Origin of the sequence: Prevotella sp. AM23-5 (assembly GCF_003473645.1) — a bacterium.
Lineage (GTDB): Bacteria > Bacteroidota > Bacteroidia > Bacteroidales > Bacteroidaceae > Prevotella > Prevotella copri_A.
This window is the reverse complement of the sequence record NZ_QUCG01000165.1, coordinates 1-346: the sequence shown is the minus strand read 5'-3', so window position 1 is coordinate 346 and position 346 is coordinate 1. Positions and strand designations below refer to the sequence as shown.

Below are 346 nucleotides of genomic sequence, written 5' to 3'. Positions count from 1 at the left end.
CTCGGTGGTAGGATAGAAAGCCGTGATGCCTTTGGCGGTCATATAGTCGTATGCTTTTTTCTCTCTACCATAGGTGGTGCGTAAAGCATACCAATGAGGAATTTCTTCCTCTTTTTGCGCTTTAGACTTACTTGCTATATGGGCATTTCTGGTGGACACCCCTGTTTGTGAACTCTCGGCGGAAACTGTGCTTTGAGCTTCGGGGAGGGCGTTGGAGGTAAGTCCAGCGCAAGGAGGGAATTCACCACCTCCTGAGGTGTGTACATCATCTGATGTCCATTCATCGACTTTCATATCGGTGCTAACTTTTTTCTAGACAGAAATCCGTTAAATTGCGACAAAAAAA

1 pseudogene is annotated in these 346 nt (G+C 46.0%); it reads right to left on the bottom strand.

What is annotated here, in order from left to right:
• Window positions 1–294: pseudogene (locus tag DW657_RS18520) on the bottom strand (antitermination protein NusG); the annotation flags it as partial.
• Between the last annotated feature and the right edge of the window lie 52 nt (window positions 295–346).